This is a genomic window from bacterium, from assembly GCA_012517375.1.
In the GTDB taxonomy this organism is placed as follows: Bacteria; Hydrothermota; Tepidihabitantia; order B3-TA06; family B3-TA06; genus JAAYVC01.
On the sequence record JAAYVC010000016.1, the window covers coordinates 9,982 to 26,546 of the forward strand.

The window sequence follows — 16,565 nt, forward strand, 5'->3', positions numbered from 1 at the left end:
TGATTCATCTATATTCTTTTCCTTATCCTTGGTAATGAAATAATATCCTATTGAAAAAGCGGCTCCGAGCACGATAACGACCAGGGTCAGGATGAGGATTTTTTTGATCGTACCCCCTTTATATAGTTGCTGCCTTCAACAACAGTATCCTCAAGTTGCACGTACGGACCAATCGAAGATGCCGCACCAACTGATGTAGCGCCCTTCAAAGTAACGCGTCCGGTAACTTGAGAGCCCGCAAAAAGAGTAACATCGCCCTCTACCTCGACCATCTGCGGGTTCTCGATTCTCACACCCGAACGAAGCCATTCATTAATGAGTCTTTCACGGAATACGTTTTCGACCTGCCGGAGCGCTGCCGGATCATTAATGCCCATCACCTCGGTTCTGTCGTCTATCTTCAAAGCCTCAACCCTGTGACCCTCGTCAACCATCATCGAAATCACGTCAGTAAGATAATATTCTCCTGTCACCGGACTGGGATCCACCTTTTGAAGGGAATTGAAGAGAAGGGACGTTTCAAAGATGTAGGTTCCGGAGTTTATCTCCCTTATCTCCTTCTCTAGAGAGGTTGCATCCTTGTGTTCAACAATCCTTCTTACGGTTCCGTCGCCGTTTCGTATTACGCGACCATAGCCGGAAGGGTCGGGCAGCTCGGTTGAAAGCAGAGTCGCTGCCGCACCGCTGGATTGGTGCAGAGCTATCATCTGCGAAAGAGTCTGCGGCCGAATAAGAGGAACGTCACCACACAGTATCATGACCCTGCGTGTCGCGACCTCTTTGGCGCAGCGTTTGACTGCATCAGCAGTACCCGTAGCCTCAGGCTGAATTACGTACTTAGTGGTTTCGTTTCCGAGAATCTCCTTCAGAAAATCCACGCCTTCCGGATTTGCGACGATAATCGTCTCCTCCGGCGAAAAGTGTTGGACGGCTCTGGCTATGTACAATATCATTGGTTTTCCGAGAAGCGACTGAAGAACCTTCGGCAATATTGACCCCATTCTTTTCCCTTTTCCTGCGGCAAGAATTATCGCTGTCAACTCTACTCCAGAGGCTTGTTCTGCCTGTCCACCTTAATTACCACCGGCTCGATACGCTCTCCTGGGTCCAGATAGGCTACGGCAATGATTATCAATCTATCGCCTATCTCCCCAAGCCTTGCCGTCCCGCCGTTCAGGGAGCACTCGCCCTCGCCTGCCTCAATAAGATAGGTCTCGAACCTCTCTGCATTCTCCAGATTGACTATAAGAACCATCTGACCAGGTTCAAGTCCCGCCTTCGATATTAATGTGCCTGAAAGGGCAAGGCTGCCCTCGTATTCGAGGTTTTTATCGGTCACTATGACCGGAAAAATCTTTGCTTGAAGGAAAGGTCTATACACCTATTCCGGCTCTGATTTAGGCTGTGCTTCCTTTTTTGATTTCTTCTCTTTAGGCGGTTTAGTTTCTTTCTTTGAGGCGGCAGTCTTTTTGGGCTTGTCTTCGGTCTTCTCTTTCGCGGTTTTGGTTTTCGGTTTCAATGCGGGTTTAGGTTTGGACGCTTTCGGTTTTGCGGTTTTAGGTTTCGTCTCCGTCTTCTTCTTCTCCGGTTTAACGGTCATTTCAAGAATCGCCATTTCGGCGCCGTCACCGTGCCTGGTTCCCAGCCTAAAGATCCTTGTAAAGCCGCTGTTTCGATCCTCAAAACGCGGCCGCACTTCATCGAACAAATGCTTTACTAGGCTGTGACTTCCAAGATAGGAGTATGCGTACCGTCTTGCCGCCAGATCGTTGCGTTTGCTGCGACTGACAATACGTTCGGCCAGTCTTTGAGCGGCTTTGGCCTTTGCAAGTGTAGTCGTGATTCTATCGTTGATAACCAAAGAACGCACCAGCGAATTCACCAGCGCTTGTCGATGCGCCTCAGGACGCCTTAGTTTTGATATATCCTTTCTATGTCTCATCTTCTTCCGTATCCTCTTCGTCATCATCGTTTTCGGGAGAAAGAGCCTCGTCGTCTTCATTGTTTCCTTCGCTGAGCATTATGCCCATTTCCTGCAAGCGTGAGCGCAGGGAAGCGAAGGAACGCGGCTTAATATCTCCCCATGTCATAATTTCATCCTCTGAGTATTTCAGTAGATCGGAAACGTTGTAAATGCCATGGTCGGTAAGCGCCTTTTTGACGGTCTGCGGCACTTCAAGAGATTCAATAGAAACGTTGGCCCACGGCGAACCGGCGCCAGCGCCATCTGATTCCTGAGTTGCAAGCTTGGGATCGCTCAGGCTCAAAAGAGCTTCTACATGATCGCGCAGAAGCTCCGCAGTCTGTTCAAGCGCCTTTTCAGGAGTCACGCTTCCGTCGGTGAAAACCTCGAATACCACCTGCTCGTAGTCCGTGCGGTCTCCATAGCGTACATTTGTCACGTCAAGCTTGACCTGACGGACTGGAGAGTAGAAGGCATCAAGGAATATAGTGCCGGTTGGTTCGCCAGGCGAGCGCTTTTTAATCACTTCCTGTGTTTCGTATCCTCTTCCGTGCTCAACCTTCAATTCAAGATGAAGCGATTTATCCTGCACGGTAACGGTAAGAATCGGCGAATCGGGATTGACAAGTTTGAGGTTGGGAGAGAGTTCAAGATCCTTACCTTTGTATTCGCCAGGTTTATCAACCCTGAGATAGGCGTATTCAGGACCCTCGCCTTCCTTCTTGAATCTGAGCTTCTTTACGTTGAGCACAATAAGTGGAACATCCTCAAGTACACCGTCTATTGTCGAAAACTCGTGGATTATACCGTTTATTCTGAGTTGGGTTGGAGCCGCACCCTCAACGGACGAAAGCATTGCTCTTCTAAGAACTGTGCCCATCGTCCAGCCCCATCCTCTGCTCAAGGGACCTAAAGTAAACTTTGCATATATTTCAGAAGTAGTCTCATGATCTACATGAACCACCTCTGGTATTTTTATAAATCGACGACGCTCAGCCACATAGCCCTCCATTATTTGGAGTAAAGCTCTACTACAAGCTGGGTATTAACAGGTATCTCGGCTACATCTTCCGCAGCAGGCAGGCGGGTAATACGGATTCTGTTCTGTTTTCCTTCCACGCTCATCCATGGAGCAAGACGATTCGAATCCACATGTTCGGTTTTTTCCTGGGCAAAACTCGAATCGGGACTGCTCAGAGTTACGATATCGTCCGCTTGCACCGAGTAGGAAGGAATATCCACTTTTTTTCCGCCCACGGCGACGTGGCCGTGACGGACAAGCTGCCTTGCCTGCGGTCGGCTTTCAGCCCATCCGATTCTGTAAACTACGTTATCAAGCCGGCGTTCCAGAAGCAAAAGAAGCTCTATTGCAGGGTTGCCCCGCTTATCTGCAAGCTCGAAGAAACGCCGGAACTGTCCTTCAAGCATTCCATACATAAGACGCAATTTCTGTTTTTCCTTGAGCTGCTGGGCATAGGCCGAGGTCCGTCTCACGAACCTTGAATGTTCCTTGGCGCCGCGACGGGAAAGAGCGCATTTCTCGCTGAGGCAGCGTTCGCCTTTGAGAAAGAGCTTTTCTCCTTCGCGCCGGCACTTCTTGCAGGAAGGTGATATATCTCGAGCCATACTATCTCCTATACCCTGCGCTGCTTGGGAGGTCTGCAGCCGTTATGAGGGATTGGCGTTGTATCTACAATCTGGGTTATCTGCAGTCCTGCATTCTGAAGCGAACGGATAGCCGCTTCGCGGCCCGGGCCAGGGCCTTTCACGATAACGTCCACTTTCTTGAGTCCCTGGGACGCAGCCTCGCGCGCCGCGACTTCTGTAGCCTGCTGTGCCGCAAACGGAGTGCCTTTCTTTGCTCCCTTGAATCCGGTCCTGCCGCCTGACGCCCAGATGAGAACGTTGCCTTCACGGTCGGTGATTGCCACTATGGTGTTGTTGAAAGTAGCGTGAATCTTCACAAGACCGGTATCAGGGAACTTTTTCTTCTTACGATAGACCTTCTTTCTAGCCAACTATCCTCCTAGACATTCTTCTTAAGTTTTAATTTGCCGCTGGTCTTCTTGGGCCCTTTACGTGTGCGAGCGTTTGTACGCGTGCGCTGTCCCCTGACCGGAAGACCCATCTTGTGCCTTGAACCTCTGTAGCAGTTGATTTCTATAAGACGCTTTATGTTTGAGGCTAAATCCGCTCTCAGCGCTCCCTCGACTTTATGATTCTGCTCTATTTCCTGCCGTATAAGGGCCAATTCGTTCTCATCGAGATCCTTGACCTTCTTTCTAAAATCAATTCCGGTCTTTGTAAGGATCTCTCTTGACTTAACAAGTCCTATTCCAAAAATATCGGGCAAAGCGTATTCAATAGACTTGTTTGGTATTAAATCTACACCGGCGATACGAGCCACAAGTCCTCCTAACCCTGTCTCTGTTTGTGCTTCGGGTTGCGTTTGCAGAGAACAAGCACCCTGCCGTGGCGCTTGACTATCTTGCAATGTTCGCAACGTTTCTTAATTGATGCTTTAACCTTCATCAGGATATTCTCCTTATAAAATAATTACTTAAATCTGTAAACAATCCGGCCTCTGGACAGATCATACGGTGAAAGTTCTACAAGAACCCTGTCACCTGGAAGAATCTTGATGTAATTCATCCGCATCTTGCCAGATAGATGCGCTAAAACCTTAAAACCGTTGTCTAATTCTACGCGAAATGTCGCATTTGGCAACGCCTCTATTACTGCTCCTTCCGTCTGTATAAGATCCCTTTTAGACATACGCTGTCAGGACCTCTGGCCCTTTCCGGGTTATCGCTATCGTGTGCTCAAAGTGCGCGGAAATCTTTCCGTCTGCAGTTACAACAGTCCAGTTATCTTCCTTGAGTTTTATCTTTCCTGTACCCATGTTAAGCATAGGTTCTATTGCCAGAGTCATTCCTGGTTCAAGGAGAGGACCCACACCTTTCGGACCGTAGTTCGGTATGTTAGGCTCTTCGTGAAGCGAAAGACCGGTGCCGTGGCCGAAATATTCCTTTACGACTTCAAAGCCGGCGGCTCTGGCATTCTCTTCTATGGTGTGGCTGATATCGCCCACTCTATTTCCTGCTCTGGACGCGTCTATTGCCTTATCCAGCGTATCACGAGTCACGGAAACGAGCTTGCGGATTTTATCGGAGGTCCTGCCGACCGCAAAACTGCGGGAGGAATCAGAAATGAAGCCGTTTTTGGAAACCCCTACATCTATCTTGACAAGATCTCCATCCTTCAACTCGCGGTTTCCGGGAATCCCGTGAATTACTTCTTCGTTTATGCTTATGCAGGATGCGGCAGGAAAACCCCTGTACCCCTTGAATACAGGCTTGGCACCGTTGGAAAGGATATATTCTTCTATTACTACGTCAATCTCTGCGGTTGTCTTACCTGGGGCAAGCTCAAGTTCCGCCACCTTCAGCGCTGCGGCTAGTATCCTGCCAGATTCCCTTATGCCTTCAATCTCTGCTTCAGATTTAATGATTATTCCTGACAAAGCTTGCCTCTCACGTCATGGAAGACTTCATCAACGGAACGATCGGCATTGACTTTTATCAATCTGCCGTCGTAGTATTCTACAAGAGGAGCCGTTTCTTTCAAGTATACATCATATCTGGACTTGATGATATCTGGATCATCGTCTTTGCGGACAATGAGAGCGCAACCGCAGTCGTCGCAAGTCCCGTCCTTAAGCGGAGGATTCGACAGGAGATTGTATATTTTTCCGCAAGCAGGGCAGTTTCTTCTTGAGCCCAAGCGTTTCAAAACCATCTCTTCCGATAATTCGAGGTATACGACCCCCAGGGAATCGGCACCGATTATAGATTCAAGAGCTTTAGCCTGGCCTATTGTACGAGGAAACCCGTCAAAGATAACGCCTTCTCTATGCGAGCGCAGGAAGTCGCGAACAAGCGTCAAGATAGTTTCATCATCGACTAGCCTGCCGGCTTCTACATTTGATTTTATGCTCCTGCCCAGCTCGGTCTCCTCCTGGATAGCCTTTCGCAAAACGTCGCCTGTGACGAAGACGGAAAAATGTGCACACTCTGCCAAATCACGAGCGAGAGTGCCCTTGCCGGCACCTGGGGGTCCCAGAAGCACAATAGCCCTCAACGACGTCCTCTTATCTTAGTGCCCTTAAGGAGTCCTTCATAAGAACGCATAAGAAGATGTGACTCTATCTGCTGGATGGTATCTAAGGCTACACCCACGATAATCAGGTATGTTGTTCCGCCGAGATAGAAGGGAACCCCGAGACCCTGCATTATCCAAGTAGGTAGGAGCGCGACTAAGGCAAGGAATATTGCACCCGGTAGCGTAATCTTGGAAAGAACGCTATTTATGTACTCGGCAGTCTTCTGACCCGGCCTGATCCCAGGAATGAAACCGCCCATACGCTTCATGTTGTTGGCAAGATCCATAGGGTTGAAAACCATGGACGTATAGAAATAAGAAAAGAATATAATAAACAAGGCGTAGACTACATCGTGTATGACGGTTCCTGAACCGAACCAAACCTGAATTCCTTGCTGGAGATTGGGATTTCCGAGAAACTGAATAACGGTAAGGGGAATGGCAATAATGCTCTGGGCAAAGATGATTGGGATTACTCCGGCCGTGGTCAGCCTCAGTGGAATAAACGTGGACTGACCGCCGTAGATGCGTCTCCCAACTACTCGTTTTGGATACTGAACGGGTATCTTGCGAACCGCCTGGGTCATGAGAATCATGGCGGCAAAGGTAAAGATGATTATAGCAAGAAGCACAATCAGCACGAACCACGACTTTGCGCCTGTTGTCACGAGCCTAATGGTGCTACCTATGCTTTGTGGAATACTGTCAACGCAGCCTATGAAGATAAGAAAGCTTATTCCGTTTCCTATACCCTTCTCCGTAATAAGCTCGCCTATCCACATAAGGAATATGGTTCCGGCTGTAAGTGTAGCTATTGTGACTAGCCTAAGGAGTATTCCGCTGTAAGCGATGACAGGAATGACTCTTCCATCGCCTAATTGAACGGGTCCAAGACTCTGAAGGTAAGCGGATATGCCGACAGCATTAAGAATTGCCAAAAGCACTGCGAAATAGCGCGTGTACTGATTGATCTTGCGCCGGCCTTCTTCGTCCTGCTGCATCTTCTGTATCTTAGGAAACACAGAACCCAAGAGCTGGAAGATAATGGATGCCGAGATGTAAGGCATGACGCCCATTGCAAAGACTGAAGCGCGAGAGAGTCCTCCGCCCACGAACAGGTCGTACAGGCCGAAGACCGTGCCTTGCATCTGCTTGAAAAGCGCGCCCATGGCAAGGGGATTGATGCCTGGTGTTGGAATGTGGGTGCCGAGGCGGTAGATTATTACCATCAGAATGGTAAAAAGTATCTTCTTCCTTAGATCAGGAATCTTGAAGATATTACCTACGCCCTGCATCATTTCATCACCTCGAGTTTTCCGCCCGATTTCTCGACGAGCTCACGGGCTTTGCCGGAAGCTGCATTTACGGTAAAATTCAGAGGTTTCTTGAGTTCGCCCGCGGCAAGGAGTTTCAATGGGCGGTCCTTATACCTGATTAGACCCTTCTCTACGAGATTTTCTGCATTGACGGTTAGCGAAGCGTCCCATTCAGCAAGTCTTGAGAAGTTGATAACCTGATAGCGCAGCTTTTCTGCGCCCTTCGGGTTGTGCATGCGGTTAATCTTCTTCCCCTTCTGCATGCCTCTCTTTGGGATGCGCCTTACGAGAGGCATCTGGCCGCCTTCAAACTTTGGTCCGTGTTCGGTGCCCGAACGCTGACCTGCACCTTTATTGCCGCGACCGGAAGTCCCACCCGAACCTGAGCCTGGTCCAGCGCCTACGCGCTTGCGGCGCTTGTGAGCGCCTGGGTGTCTTTTCAACAGCTCAGCCATTGGACACCTCCTCGACATTCACGAGGTGGACGACTTTAGCTATCATTCCTCTGATAACCGGATTATCATCGTGGATGCGGCTTGCTCCACGTCTGCGCAGACCGAGCGCTCTTGCAGTCTTTTTGTGCACGGGCTTTGAATCAATAAGACTGCCCACAAGGGTGACTTTTATCTTAACATTCTTCTTACTTTTCGCCGGCATCCTTACGCTCCATAAAGTATGAAATAGGTTTGTTCCGCAGTCTGGCGACTTCTTCGAGATTTCTCAGCTTCTTTAGCGCATGTATCGTAGCCATGGCCAGATTGTATGGCGTATGTGATCCGAGCGATTTCGTCAGGGCATCCTTGATTCCGCAAGCCTGGAGTATTGCCCTGACCGGAAGGGTTGCTATGAGACCGGTTCCTGGCGAGGCGGGTTTGATTATAACCTTGCTTGCAGAAAACCTTGCTTCAGTTGAATGCGGGATAGTCCGGGAAACCGGAATCTTATAGAGAACCTTACGCGCATGTTCACGGCCTTTTGATACGGCCATTGCTACTTCATTGGCCTTGCCGTGTCCGACTCCCACATGTCCGGTACCGTCGCCAACCACGACCGTCGCTGATAATTTGAAGCGTTTTCCGCCTTTGACTACTTTTGTCACGCGTTTTATCTCGATGACTTGATCGAGAAGCTCTTCCTGAGTCTCAGTTAATTGATGCTTTTCAAACATACTAGAACTCCAGTCCTTCCTCGCGGGCGGCTTCGGCAAGGGCTTTGACCCTTCCATGATAGCGATAACCTGCGCGATCAAAAACTATCCTGGATATGCCGCGCTCCTTCAATGCCTTCGCGAGCAACTTGCCCACCGCACGGGAATCTGCCTTCTTATCGCCTTCAACATTCATGTTCTTGAAAGCCTGGGATTGAGAGGAAAATCCGGTAATAACGCGATTTTCTTCGTCATTTACAATTTGCGCATAGATGTGCCTGTTGGAACGGAAGATAACCAAACGGGGCCGTTCTGAGGTTCCCTTAACTCTTTCGCGTATATGCAGATGACGCCTTTTTCGTCCGAACTGTTTGACATGTTTCATTATTCAGCTCCTGCGGCACGCTTGCCAAGCTTGCGACGAACATGCTCGTTCTTATACCGCAAACCCTTGCCCTTGTAGGGGTCGGGAGGACGGTAGCGTCTTATTTCCGCTGCTACTTGTCCTACAAGCTGCTTGTCAACGCCTTTAATCGTGATATCTGCAATCCATTCTTTATCGTCGCGGGCTTTAGGTTCGAATATTTCGGCGTCTATCCCTTTGGGCAGCGGGTAAACTATCGGATGACTGTAACCTATTGTAAAAGTTAACTTGGAATCTTCCTTCTGAACCTTGAAACCGGTGCCTCTAAGAGTCAGAACCTTTGAGAATCCTTCAGTTACACCAGAAATAGCGTTTTTCACCAGGGCGACTGCAAGACCGAGCATCGCTTTGTTTTCAGGACGGCTTGAGTATGAAAGTTGAATATCGGATTTCTCCCCTTTCAGCGATATGCCCGGAACAAAAACGACATCCACTGACCCTTTAGGGCCTTTGAACACATAACCGTTCTCTGTCTGACTAAAACTGACGCCTGAAGGAATTGAAATAGGCTTGAAAGATGCGCGGGCCATTACCATACCTCGCATATTATCTCGCCGCCTATCCCTAGATTTCGGGCATGGCGGTCGGTCATTACGCCCTGGGATGTGGATACAATAGCTGTCCCAAGCCCGTTGCGCACTCTCGGTATATCGTCCGCTTTTCTGTAAACCCTGCGGGATTGCTTTGAGACTTTTCTGATTCCAGCCACAACGCTTTCTCCGTGTGCGGAGTATTTAAGCTGAATAAGTATCTGTAAAGGCCATTCCTTTTCAAGAAGCTGGAAATTGCTGATGTAACCCTCTTCCAAGAGGATACGAGAAATCTCCTGTTTGAACCTTGAAGCAGGAATCCTGACTTCTTTTTTATGAGCCAGAATGGCATTATTCAATGCTGCAATATAATCGCTGATTACATCCATTGTTGCTCCTTACCAGCTCGCCTTTTTAACGCCCGGAATCTCGCCGTTGAGGGCAAGCTCACGGAAGCAGAGCCTGCAGAGTCCGAACTTGCGGTAATAGGCTCGCGGTCTTCCGCAGCGCTGGCAGCGATTATAGTGGCGGACGCGAAACTTGGGTTCGCGTTTCTGTTTATGGATCAAAGCCAGTCGTGCCACATTACTCCTTTCGGAAAGGCATGCCCAGATAACCGAGCAAAGCCTTGGTTTCATCGTCATGTTTGGCGGTAGTCACGATTGTGATATCCATACCAAAGACTTTTTTGACTTTATCACGTTCTATCTCGGGGAAGATAAGCTGTTCGCGAAGACCCAGCGTGTAAGAACCTCTTCCGTCGAACGAGTCCGTTGGAAATCCTCTGAAATCTCGTATCTGAGGGGCGGCAAAGTTGAAAAACCGTTCCATAAAGTGGTAGGCGCGTTCACCCCTGAGGGTAACTCTTGCACCTACGACCATGCCCTTGCGCAGCCTGAAGTTGGATATAGCTTTCTTGGCCTTGGTGACAACAGGTTTCTGACCCGTTATCTTTGCAAGATCATCCACAATAGGCTCTATTAGCTTGGAATCCTGGGACGCTTCACCGGCTCCAACGTGCACTACGACTTTCTTGACTTTCGGTACCTGCATTACATTGCCGTAGCCGAACTCTTTCATAAGTGTTTTTACAACTTTTTCACGGTAATGGTCGCGCAGTATACTCATGATACTATCTCTCCCCCGCAGCGTTTGCACACTTTCACTTTGTTGTCACCTTTAAGCGCCCTGCCCATCCGGCTCGGCTTGCCGCATTTAGGGCATACAAGGGCAACGTTTGAACGGTCTACAAAAGCGGGTTTTTCAATTATCCCGCCAGGTTTGTTCGCCTTGCCCTTGGAGCGTTCGTGTCTTTTGACCATATTGATACCCTCGACAAGAACGCGTCCTTTTTCCTTATCTATCTTCAGGACTTTTCCTTGTCTCCCCTTGTCTTCTCCGGTTACAACTTCAACAAGATCACCCTTTCTGATAGTTATTTTCATTACACCACCTCCGGGGCTAGGGAGATTATTTTAGTAAAGTTGTATTCTCTTAATTCTCTCGCAACAGGACCAAAAATGCGTGTCCCTTTGGGCTGTTTGTTTTCATCTATTATCACGCAGGCGTTGTCATCAAAGCGAACGTAGGAACCGTCCGGACGCGATATCTCCTTGCGGGTACGAACTATTACAGCCTTAGCCTTTTCGCCCTTGCGAATCGATGCTGTAGGAAGGGCCGATTTGACCGCTATGACGACTATATCACCGACCCCGGCGTAGCGCCTGCGGGTACCGCCTAAGACTTTTATGACGCGAGCCATCTTGGCGCCTGTATTATCGCTTATTACTAGCTTTGAATTATCCTGAATCATTTCTCTTCACCCAGCACTCGTAGTACGCGGAAATGCTTGAGTTTAGAGAGAGGGCGCGTTTCTTCTATCTCGACGCGATCGCCTTCCTTGCATCTCTTTGCATCGTCATGCGCGTAGTACTTGTGGCGTTTGTTGACGTACTTTTTATATATGGGATGAAGTTCCTTGCGAACCACGCTCACCACTATCGTTTTTTCGGGTTTTGTGGAGACTACCTCTCCTATCAATCTTTTGCGTGCGCTCATTTCTTGGTTCCTTTAGAAGTCCTTTTCGTTTCTTTTTTCTTTGTTGCAGGTGCTTTTTTTGTTTTCTTTGGTGCAGCTTTAGAGGTAGAGGTCTTTTTTGCGGTCTTTTTCTTCGGCTTTTCCTCTTTCTTTTCAGCGGGCTGGACTTCTTCCTTCTTTGCTTCCTTAGTGCTCTTTCGGGGGAGCTCGATTATTCCGAGTTTGTCTTCCCTTAGGAGGGTTTCAATTCTAGCGATATCGCGACGGATTGTGCGCAACCGAAGAGCATTAGGCAAATCCTCGGTTGGCCGCCGCAACCTCAAACGAAACTCTTCTTCTCGGAGCTCGTTGATTTCGTGCTCAAGCTCGTCGCGAGTCATTGATCTAAGATCAGATGCCTTCATAGTGAATTCCTTCTTCGCGCTTTACTACTTTTGTTCTCAAAGGCAGTTTGCTTGCAGCTTCTTTTAAAACCGCCTTCGCCGCCTCATCAGTCAATCCGTCAAGTTCAAAAAGAATTCTTCCCGGCTTGATGACGCAGACCCAGAACTCCGGTGCGCCTTTACCTTTTCCCATTCTGGTCTCGGCAGGCTTCTTGGAAACCGGCTTATCTGGGAATACTCTTATCCATAACTTGCCGCTTTTCCTGAGCTTCTTGGCCAGAACAACACGGCTGGCTTCAATTTGACGAGAGGTTAGCCAGCACGGTTCTGTAGCCATAAGCCCAAAGTCTCCAAACGCTATCGTGGAACCGGACGTCGCCTTGCCTGTCATGCGGCCCCTGTGCTGTTTGCGCCACTTGGTTCGTTTAGGCATCAACATATTTACTTCCTCCAGGTATCGGCAACGCCGCCTTTATAAATCCAAACCTTTACGCCGACAGTACCGGCGATAGTGAATGCGGTCTCAAGAGAATAATCGATATCCGCAGCCAGGGTCTGAAGAGGTACCTGACCTTCTTTATACCATTCCCGCCTGGCTATTTCCGCACCGCCAAGACGACCCGCTACGGCTACTTTAATGCCTCGGGCTCCGAGCTTCATAGCCTGTGTTGTGGCGCGACGCATGGCTCTCCGGTGAGCGACACGCGCCTCAAGCTGGCTTGCTATCGTGCGAGCCACTATGCGGGCTTCGAGTTCGGGAACCCTTACGACTTCGACGTAAACGTTCACAGGCTTACCTGTAAGCTGCTTCAGTTCCTCGCTTAAGACTTCAAGATTAGCTCTCTTCTGACCGATGACCATCCCCGGTCTGGCGGTTGATATCGTGACTGCCGTTTTGGTGCCGACTCGACGCACTATTACATTTGAGATTGCGGCATCGTTCAGTTTAGTATAGATATAACGCTTTATGCGGATATCCTCGGCAAGATGCACGGCATAGTTGTTTTCATCAAACCACTGCGATTGCCATTCTTTAGTGTAGCCGAGCCTGAAGCCGTGGGGATTGACTTTCTGTCCCATTATGCATTCCTCTTTTCGTCAGAGATCTTTAATGTTAGATGGGCAAACCTCTTGCGGATTATTACTCCGCGTCCTCGAGGCGCGGCACGCATCCTTTTCATTATTGGGCCTGTATCAGCCCTTGCGTCAACAATAAAAAAACTTTCTCTGTCAAAGCGAATCTTTCCAAGCTTTGACTCAACGTTGGCTATAGCCGCTTTAAGGGTCTTTAATACCGGTTCTTTCGTAGGCTTGTTAAGAAAGGTAAGAATGTTCAAAGCGTCGTCTATCTTCTTGCCACGTATGAGACTGAGTATTTGACCGTACTTGCGCGACGATCCGCGTATGAATTTCGCTCTTGCAACAGCTTCGCTCATTTCTTCTTTCCTTCTTCGGCTGTAACTTCTTTCTTTCCTCCATGACCGCGGTATGTACGGGTCGGAGAAAACTCGCCAAGCTTATGGCCGACCATCTGCTCGGTAACGTAAACGGGTATGAATTTCTTCCCGTTGTGAACGGCTATGGTGTGTCCAACGAACTCCGGCGGTATCGTGGAACGTCTGGCCCATGTGCGAATTATCTTTTTTTGCTTTCTTACATCTAGAGCCGAGACTTTCTTCAAAAGCTTTTCATCCACGTAGGGGCCTTTTTTAAGCGAGCGTCCCACTACTTCCTCCTTTTAACTATCAAACGAGTTGAAGCCTTATTCCTGTTGCGGGTCTTTTTACCCTTGGCTATTAAACCGTTCTTGGAACAAGGGGGTCTGCCACCCGAAGCCTTTCCTTCGCCGCCGCCCATCGGATGGTCGTGCGGGTTTTTGGCTACCGCTCTTGTACGTGGCCTTATACCCATATGGCGTTTTCTTCCAGCCTTGCCTATGCTAAGCTTTACATGCTCGGGATTCGAAACGCGACCAACCGTTGCGTAGCAAGCCACGTTGAACAGTCTGACCTCGCCTGAGGGAAGTTTAACGAAAGCCTGCTTACCCTCTTTGGCAAGAATCTGAGCCGATGAACCGGCGCTGCGAACCATACGTCCCCTTGTGTTGGGGAATATCTGGAGATTGTGTATCTCAATTCCGACCGGTATCTTCGCAAGCGGCATGGAATTCCCTGGCTTCAAGGGAGCTTCGGGGGCTGAAATTATCTCAGTGCCTTTCTGGAGACCGTCAGGAGCAAGAATATATCTGTATTCTCCATCAGGGTAGCTTACAAGTGCTATGTTGGCTGTCCTGTTGGGATCGTACTGAATGGAAACTATCTTGCCAGGAATATTCTCTTTATCGCGCTTGAAATCTATGATTCTGTAGTGTCGTTTCTCTCCTCCTCCCCTTCTGGGTGCTGTAACGCGACCCATATTGTTGCGGCCGCCTTTTTTTCGAAGTGTATCAAGGAGAGGTTCATAAGGTTTTTCGTTGAATATCTCTTTGTCGTATATCACTTCATAAAAGCGCCTGGCTGGCGTTATTGGCTTGTATTTTTTAATCCTGGATATTACACGCGCCATCAGGCACCTCCAACAAGTTCTTCGATTCTTTCGCCTTTTGCAAGCGTTACGACAGCCTTCTTCCAGTCAGACTTCTTTCCTTCAAAACGACCAAGTCTCTTCATCTTACCTTTAATCTTCATCATGTTCACGCTTTTTACGTGAACGTGGAACAGATTCTCCACAGCCTTGCGGACATCAAGTTTTGTAGCATCAACCGCAACCGCAAAAGAATACTGACCCTTTTCGTCACGGGCGAGCAACGACTTTTCAGTAACGATAGGGTGGCGAACTATCAGTCTCGGGTCCTTCATTTCCACCTCGCAATAAGGGAATCGCAGGCCGACTTGAAAAGCATTAGCTTCTTAGGACGCCACACTGCGTAAGCGTTGAGATCTTTCTCGCTAAGAACATCTAAAGCGGCTATATTGCGGCTTGCCAACAGGAGTTCATTGGTGGATGATGCAGGGACAAGAAGCATTGAGATATTATCCTTTTGCCGAACGGCGGCTAAAACCTTCGCCACAAGCTTTGTTTTGGGCTCTGAGACAGTTATATCTTCAATAACGGATAAATCGCCATTCTGAATCTTCTGTTTAATGGCCTCAAGCAAAGCCTTTTTTCTTAAAGCCTGACTAAGATTCTTGCGGTAGCTGCGCGGCTGGGGACCGTGAGCGACTCCGCCATGAATCCGAACTGGTGAACGCAGCGTACCCATTCTTGCGCGGCCAAGATGTTTTTGAGGAAAAAGCTTCTTCTTAGCGCCTTCGACTTCGGAACGGGTCTTTGTCTTAGCTGTACCCTGGCGCATATTAGCCCGGTAAGCTTCAACAGCTTCCCAAAGGATTGTATTGTTTACAGGCGTGGAAAATATGCTATCTGGGAATTCTACCGAACCGGAAGTGGAGCCATCGTGTTTAAGAATATCAAGTTTCATGCTTCCACCTTCCTTATAAGCAGTACTCCTCCTGTAGGTCCAGGAACCGATCCTTTCAGGTAAAGAAGGTTGCGCTCCGGATCCACTTTTACGACGCGTAGATTGTGAATCGTCTGGCGTTCGTTGCCGTAATGCCCCGGCATGCTGTGTCCTTTCAAAACCCTTCCAGGATATGTAGTCTGACCTGCCGATCCTATCCTGCGGTGGTGGTTCGAGCCGTGTGTCTCGGGACCGCCATGCCATCCGTGGCGCTTCATTCCGCCTGCAAAGCCGCGACCTTTTGTCCAGCCTATCACGTCCACCTTATCACCAGGTGCAAAAAGCGTTGTGTCAAACTTTGTTCCTGCTTTGACTTCTCCTTCAAATTCTCCCCTCAGTTCCATAATTCTCAAGGGTGAATGAGAAAGCTTAGCCTTCTTAAGGTGTCCGCGCAGAGGCTTGGTTGCGCGCTTGCGACGGCTTATGCCGAGCTGAACTGCGGCGTAACCATCACTAGCAACGGTCTTCGACTGGATAACATAGCAATCATCGACGTCGATGAGTGTTACAGGCGTTATCTTGCGACCGTCTTCGTAAACCCTGGACATGCCGAGTTTACGTCCAAGCATTCCTTTCATTTTCATTCCTATCTTTAATCTTTAAGTTTTATTCCCTTAGTATAGAGGGATTAGCCTTTAACAGAGTGAATTTCTATCTCTACGCCGGCGGGCACTTCCAGACGCATAAGCGCATCAACCATCTCGGAAGTCGCTTCGCCGATCTCTATCAGGCGTTTGTGTACTTTGAACTCAAATTGCTCACGGCTGCGTTTGTCTATATGAGGTGAACGCAAAACCGTATAAAGGGAACGGCGCGTCGGAAGTGGGATAGGACCCGAAACCTTTGCGCCCGTTCTCTTGGCAATGTCGACTATATCCTTGGCCGATTGGTCAAGTATTCTGTAGTCGTATGCCTTAAGTTTTATTCTAATCTTCTCAATATCCATTATTCAATCACCTTTGTGACGACGCCAGCGCCAACGGTGCGTCCGCCTTCGCGGATTGCAAACCGGGAGCCTTCCTCAAGCGCTACCTCGGAGATAAGCTCTATTCCAAGCTCCACGTTGTCGCCAGGCATCACCATC

At 48.9% G+C, this 16,565-nt stretch carries 34 protein-coding genes and 1 pseudogene; all 35 read right to left on the reverse strand.

What is annotated here, in order from left to right; genetic code table 11:
• A pseudogene (locus tag GX441_02080) lies at positions 1–108 on the reverse strand (YdgA family protein).
• Entirely contained in the window at positions 87–1,040 is a 954-nt protein-coding gene (locus GX441_02085) for an NTP transferase domain-containing protein (protein ID NLI97431.1), read from the reverse strand. The pseudogene GX441_02080 and the gene GX441_02085 overlap by 22 nt, the downstream one beginning before the upstream one ends.
• A gap of 2 nt (positions 1,041–1,042) precedes the next feature.
• Entirely contained in the window at positions 1,043–1,339 is a 297-nt protein-coding gene (locus GX441_02090; protein ID NLI97432.1) for an aspartate 1-decarboxylase, read from the reverse strand.
• A gap of 42 nt (positions 1,340–1,381) precedes the next feature.
• Complete coding sequence (gene rplQ / locus GX441_02095) at positions 1,382–1,942, reverse strand: 50S ribosomal protein L17 (protein ID NLI97433.1); 561 nt, start codon at positions 1,940–1,942, stop codon at positions 1,382–1,384.
• Positions 1,932–2,963: a DNA-directed RNA polymerase subunit alpha gene (rpoA, locus tag GX441_02100; GenBank protein NLI97434.1), complete on the reverse strand. Its 1,032-nt coding sequence runs from the start codon at positions 2,961–2,963 to the stop codon at positions 1,932–1,934. The genes rplQ and rpoA overlap by 11 nt, the downstream gene beginning before the upstream one ends.
• 11 nt (positions 2,964–2,974) lie before the next feature.
• Complete coding sequence (gene rpsD, locus GX441_02105) at positions 2,975–3,589, reverse strand: 30S ribosomal protein S4 (GenBank protein ID NLI97435.1); 615 nt, start codon at positions 3,587–3,589, stop codon at positions 2,975–2,977.
• Between the two features lie 8 nt (positions 3,590–3,597).
• Entirely contained in the window at positions 3,598–3,981 is a 384-nt protein-coding gene (rpsK, locus tag GX441_02110) for a 30S ribosomal protein S11 (GenBank protein ID NLI97436.1), read from the reverse strand.
• Positions 3,982–3,989: 8 nt separating this feature from the next.
• Positions 3,990–4,370, reverse strand: a complete 381-nt coding sequence (rpsM, locus tag GX441_02115; protein NLI97437.1) for a 30S ribosomal protein S13 — start codon at positions 4,368–4,370, stop codon at positions 3,990–3,992.
• A gap of 8 nt (positions 4,371–4,378) precedes the next feature.
• Entirely contained in the window at positions 4,379–4,495 is a 117-nt protein-coding gene (gene rpmJ, locus GX441_02120; GenBank protein NLI97438.1) for a 50S ribosomal protein L36, read from the reverse strand.
• Positions 4,496–4,519: 24 nt separating this feature from the next.
• A complete protein-coding gene (infA, locus tag GX441_02125) occupies positions 4,520–4,738 on the reverse strand; it encodes a translation initiation factor IF-1 (protein NLI97439.1) in 219 nt (72 codons plus the stop codon).
• Positions 4,731–5,477, reverse strand: coding sequence for a type I methionyl aminopeptidase (gene map, locus GX441_02130; protein NLI97440.1), 747 nt, complete (start codon positions 5,475–5,477; stop codon positions 4,731–4,733). Before map ends, infA begins: the two co-directional genes overlap by 8 nt.
• Positions 5,474–6,094, reverse strand: a complete 621-nt coding sequence (locus tag GX441_02135; protein NLI97441.1) for a nucleoside monophosphate kinase — start codon at positions 6,092–6,094, stop codon at positions 5,474–5,476. The genes map and GX441_02135 overlap by 4 nt, the downstream gene beginning before the upstream one ends.
• Positions 6,095–6,099: 5 nt before the next feature.
• On the reverse strand, positions 6,100–7,422 hold the full coding sequence (gene secY, locus GX441_02140) for a preprotein translocase subunit SecY (protein NLI97442.1): 1,323 nt from the start codon (positions 7,420–7,422) through the stop codon (positions 6,100–6,102).
• Positions 7,419–7,895, reverse strand: coding sequence for a 50S ribosomal protein L15 (gene rplO, locus GX441_02145; protein ID NLI97443.1), 477 nt, complete (start codon positions 7,893–7,895; stop codon positions 7,419–7,421). The genes secY and rplO overlap by 4 nt, the downstream gene beginning before the upstream one ends.
• Positions 7,888–8,097: a 50S ribosomal protein L30 gene (gene rpmD / locus GX441_02150; GenBank protein ID NLI97444.1), complete on the reverse strand. Its 210-nt coding sequence runs from the start codon at positions 8,095–8,097 to the stop codon at positions 7,888–7,890. The genes rplO and rpmD overlap by 8 nt, the downstream gene beginning before the upstream one ends.
• Positions 8,081–8,608, reverse strand: a complete 528-nt coding sequence (gene rpsE / locus GX441_02155; protein ID NLI97445.1) for a 30S ribosomal protein S5 — start codon at positions 8,606–8,608, stop codon at positions 8,081–8,083. Before rpsE ends, rpmD begins: the two co-directional genes overlap by 17 nt.
• A 1-nt stretch (position 8,609) precedes the next feature.
• Positions 8,610–8,972: a 50S ribosomal protein L18 gene (locus tag GX441_02160; protein NLI97446.1), complete on the reverse strand. Its 363-nt coding sequence runs from the start codon at positions 8,970–8,972 to the stop codon at positions 8,610–8,612.
• The gene (gene rplF, locus GX441_02165) at positions 8,972–9,541 is read right to left on the reverse strand and encodes a 50S ribosomal protein L6 (protein ID NLI97447.1); all 570 of its coding nucleotides are present in this window, start codon (positions 9,539–9,541) and stop codon (positions 8,972–8,974) included. Before rplF ends, GX441_02160 begins: the two co-directional genes overlap by 1 nt.
• Positions 9,541–9,930, reverse strand: a complete 390-nt coding sequence (gene rpsH, locus GX441_02170; protein ID NLI97448.1) for a 30S ribosomal protein S8 — start codon at positions 9,928–9,930, stop codon at positions 9,541–9,543. Before rpsH ends, rplF begins: the two co-directional genes overlap by 1 nt.
• A 9-nt stretch (positions 9,931–9,939) precedes the next feature.
• On the reverse strand, positions 9,940–10,125 hold the full coding sequence (locus tag GX441_02175; GenBank protein NLI97449.1) for a type Z 30S ribosomal protein S14: 186 nt from the start codon (positions 10,123–10,125) through the stop codon (positions 9,940–9,942).
• A 1-nt stretch (position 10,126) separates the two neighbouring features.
• The gene (rplE, locus tag GX441_02180) at positions 10,127–10,669 is read right to left on the reverse strand and encodes a 50S ribosomal protein L5 (protein ID NLI97450.1); all 543 of its coding nucleotides are present in this window, start codon (positions 10,667–10,669) and stop codon (positions 10,127–10,129) included.
• Entirely contained in the window at positions 10,666–10,986 is a 321-nt protein-coding gene (locus tag GX441_02185; protein NLI97451.1) for a 50S ribosomal protein L24, read from the reverse strand. The genes rplE and GX441_02185 overlap by 4 nt, the downstream gene beginning before the upstream one ends.
• A complete protein-coding gene (gene rplN / locus GX441_02190) occupies positions 10,986–11,354 on the reverse strand; it encodes a 50S ribosomal protein L14 (GenBank protein NLI97452.1) in 369 nt (122 codons plus the stop codon). The genes GX441_02185 and rplN overlap by 1 nt, the downstream gene beginning before the upstream one ends.
• On the reverse strand, positions 11,351–11,599 hold the full coding sequence (rpsQ, locus tag GX441_02195; protein NLI97453.1) for a 30S ribosomal protein S17: 249 nt from the start codon (positions 11,597–11,599) through the stop codon (positions 11,351–11,353). Before rpsQ ends, rplN begins: the two co-directional genes overlap by 4 nt.
• Entirely contained in the window at positions 11,596–11,982 is a 387-nt protein-coding gene (gene rpmC, locus GX441_02200) for a 50S ribosomal protein L29 (GenBank protein NLI97454.1), read from the reverse strand. The genes rpsQ and rpmC overlap by 4 nt, the downstream gene beginning before the upstream one ends.
• Positions 11,969–12,400: a 50S ribosomal protein L16 gene (gene rplP / locus GX441_02205; GenBank protein NLI97455.1), complete on the reverse strand. Its 432-nt coding sequence runs from the start codon at positions 12,398–12,400 to the stop codon at positions 11,969–11,971. Before rplP ends, rpmC begins: the two co-directional genes overlap by 14 nt.
• Before the next feature lie 2 nt (positions 12,401–12,402).
• Positions 12,403–13,041, reverse strand: a complete 639-nt coding sequence (gene rpsC, locus GX441_02210; GenBank protein NLI97456.1) for a 30S ribosomal protein S3 — start codon at positions 13,039–13,041, stop codon at positions 12,403–12,405.
• On the reverse strand, positions 13,041–13,397 hold the full coding sequence (rplV, locus tag GX441_02215; protein ID NLI97457.1) for a 50S ribosomal protein L22: 357 nt from the start codon (positions 13,395–13,397) through the stop codon (positions 13,041–13,043). Before rplV ends, rpsC begins: the two co-directional genes overlap by 1 nt.
• Positions 13,394–13,687, reverse strand: a complete 294-nt coding sequence (gene rpsS / locus GX441_02220) for a 30S ribosomal protein S19 (protein NLI97458.1) — start codon at positions 13,685–13,687, stop codon at positions 13,394–13,396. Before rpsS ends, rplV begins: the two co-directional genes overlap by 4 nt.
• Positions 13,687–14,526 carry a 50S ribosomal protein L2 gene (rplB, locus tag GX441_02225; protein NLI97459.1) on the reverse strand — a complete coding sequence of 280 codons (840 nt, stop codon included), beginning with the start codon at positions 14,524–14,526 and terminating at the stop codon, positions 13,687–13,689. Before rplB ends, rpsS begins: the two co-directional genes overlap by 1 nt.
• Positions 14,526–14,819 (reverse strand): 50S ribosomal protein L23, encoded by a 294-nt coding sequence (locus GX441_02230; GenBank protein NLI97460.1) that lies wholly within the window; start codon positions 14,817–14,819, stop codon positions 14,526–14,528. Before GX441_02230 ends, rplB begins: the two co-directional genes overlap by 1 nt.
• Positions 14,816–15,442: a 50S ribosomal protein L4 gene (gene rplD / locus GX441_02235; GenBank protein ID NLI97461.1), complete on the reverse strand. Its 627-nt coding sequence runs from the start codon at positions 15,440–15,442 to the stop codon at positions 14,816–14,818. Before rplD ends, GX441_02230 begins: the two co-directional genes overlap by 4 nt.
• Positions 15,439–16,059 carry a 50S ribosomal protein L3 gene (gene rplC, locus GX441_02240; protein NLI97462.1) on the reverse strand — a complete coding sequence of 207 codons (621 nt, stop codon included), beginning with the start codon at positions 16,057–16,059 and terminating at the stop codon, positions 15,439–15,441. The genes rplD and rplC overlap by 4 nt, the downstream gene beginning before the upstream one ends.
• Positions 16,060–16,109: 50 nt before the next feature.
• Positions 16,110–16,427 carry a 30S ribosomal protein S10 gene (gene rpsJ, locus GX441_02245; GenBank protein ID NLI97463.1) on the reverse strand — a complete coding sequence of 106 codons (318 nt, stop codon included), beginning with the start codon at positions 16,425–16,427 and terminating at the stop codon, positions 16,110–16,112.
• Positions 16,427–16,565, reverse strand: a 139-nt coding sequence (gene tuf, locus GX441_02250) for an elongation factor Tu (GenBank protein NLI97464.1), incomplete at its 5' end; no start/stop codon positions are given. The genes tuf and rpsJ, both read right to left, overlap by 1 nt.